The organism is Clostridia bacterium (assembly GCA_014360065.1).
In the GTDB taxonomy this organism is placed as follows: Bacteria; Bacillota; DSM-521; order Neomoorellales; family JACIYF01; genus JACIYF01.
The window spans coordinates 1-1,955 of record JACIYF010000229.1; the positions used below are offsets into that span (position 1 = coordinate 1).

The window sequence follows — 1,955 nt, forward strand, 5'->3', positions numbered from 1 at the left end:
CTGCTCCCGGGCGAACCTACTTTGACAAGGTACTTGGCAATAGAAAGGTTCTCATTATGTTAGACGAGCTGGCCCAGTACGCGGCTCGGCTGGAAGCTGCCCGGCCCGATGGCGCCAACCAGCTGGCGGCTTTCCTGATGGCGCTTAATGGCTATGTCCGCAACCACGCCGGCATGGCGGTGGTACTTACCTTGGCCAGCGCTGCCGATGCTTTTTCCCGGCAGACCGAGCACTTAGCCCGGCTCATCAGCCAGGTGCGTGGGGAAGAGGTAAATGAGGACGACGCCCTAGGAATCGGCGAAAGGGCGGTAAGAGGTGTGGCCAGCGTGGTGGCTCGCGATGCCGTGCAGGTTACTCCCGTCCAAGCCACAGAAATATCCTCGGTACTCGCTAAGCGCCTGTTTACCACCATCGACCGGGAAGCTGCCAAGGCCGTAGCTGGAGCCTACATGGAAATGTACCAGCGTAATGCCAGCTGGTTGCCGGAAGAGGCTTCCAGAGAGGATTTCAGGGGCCGGCTGGTGGCCAACTATCCGTTCCACCCTACTTTGGTCGACTTCCTCAACAAGAAGCTGGCCAGCGCTGAGAACTTTCAGGGTACGCGAGGGGTTCTCCGGGTACTGGCTTTGGCTGTTCGGACCCTGTGGCACAAGCACCAAGAAGTGCCCATGATTCACGCTTGCCACTTGGACCTACGTTCCGAGCGAGTGGTCAACGAAATCTTGGGCCGAACCGGAAGTTCCGACCTGATGCTAGTTCTCAATGCCGATATTGGCAGTGTAGATACTGGAAGCCTTGAAGGGGGCCAGAGCAACGCCGAGCTGGCCGACCAACGGAACCCTCATCCCGAGGGGCACCCCCTCTACGAGTATACCTGGAAGACAGTCTTCCTTCACAGCCTGGTGGGCCGTGAAGAGGGCCTCGGCTCAAGAATCTTCGGCCTAACCGAATCTGAAGCCTTGCTGTCGGTGTCCTTCCCTGGGTTGACGCCTCCCCAGGTGCGGACGGCTCTGGAGGAAATCAACCAAAGCGCCTTTTACCTGCGTTACGAGCAGGGAAGGTATTTTGCTAGCGAGGAGCCAACCATCAACGTCATCCTGGCCCGGATCCGCAGGACGCTTCAGGCTAAAGACGTGGAAGGTTTACTGGCGGCAACTGCCCGTAAGCTCCTGAGCGCTGGCTCAACCCTCTTCCATATTGAAAACGATGTTTCCTTGCCGGAGCACCTCCCTGATAGCCAGGACAAGCTGGTGCTAGGTGTGGTTTCCCTGACCGCTGGCAGCATTGATATCGAGGCCATGGTGACTACTAAAGGCCCTAACCGGCCCCGCGAGCAGCAGAATCTCGTCTTTCTACTGGTTCCAGAGACTGTCTCTGTGAAAGGCCTGAACCCGCAGGAGGAACTGTTTGCTTCCCCCAGTCCTCAGGCCCAGGAGAAATTGGATCACCTCCAGAGCATTGCCCGCGACGTTAAGGCCATCCAAAAACTAGTGTCTGACCCCCACAAGTATGGGGTCAATCCTAGTCGCTTGCAGGCTGAGGACTTTGTGCGGCGCCGCTCCGACCGGGAGTTGGCGCTGAATACGGCGGTGGCTGGTGTCTATACCAGCCTCTACTACCCTGGAGCGTCCGGGCACATGGTACGAAAGGAGATCAAGACGGCCGGGGGTGAGGGCGGCGCTCCCTTCATCGAGCAAATCCGTAAAACCTTAATCAGTGATGGGGAGCTTCTTACCAGCGAGAACACTACTCAGTCTGACTTGGTTAACTTGAGCAACCTTTTCTTTGAACTAGGCGATACCATAACCCTGAACCGAATCCGCCAAAACTTCTCGCGCTTGCGCAGCTGGCCGGTGCTGGAAAGCCCGGGGGTGTTTGATCGGATTATCCGAGCCGGTGTGGAAAAAGGGGCATGGTGCCTTTATCGCTTGGAGGCTGAAGATAGCGCCGGACCC

Annotated in this window: 1 protein-coding gene; it reads left to right on the forward strand. The window is 57.7% G+C overall.

The window, feature by feature from the left end; genetic code table 11:
* Nucleotides 1-1,955 (forward strand): DUF499 domain-containing protein (locus H5U02_15340; protein MBC7343793.1); only part of this gene is annotated, 1,955 nt, incomplete at both ends.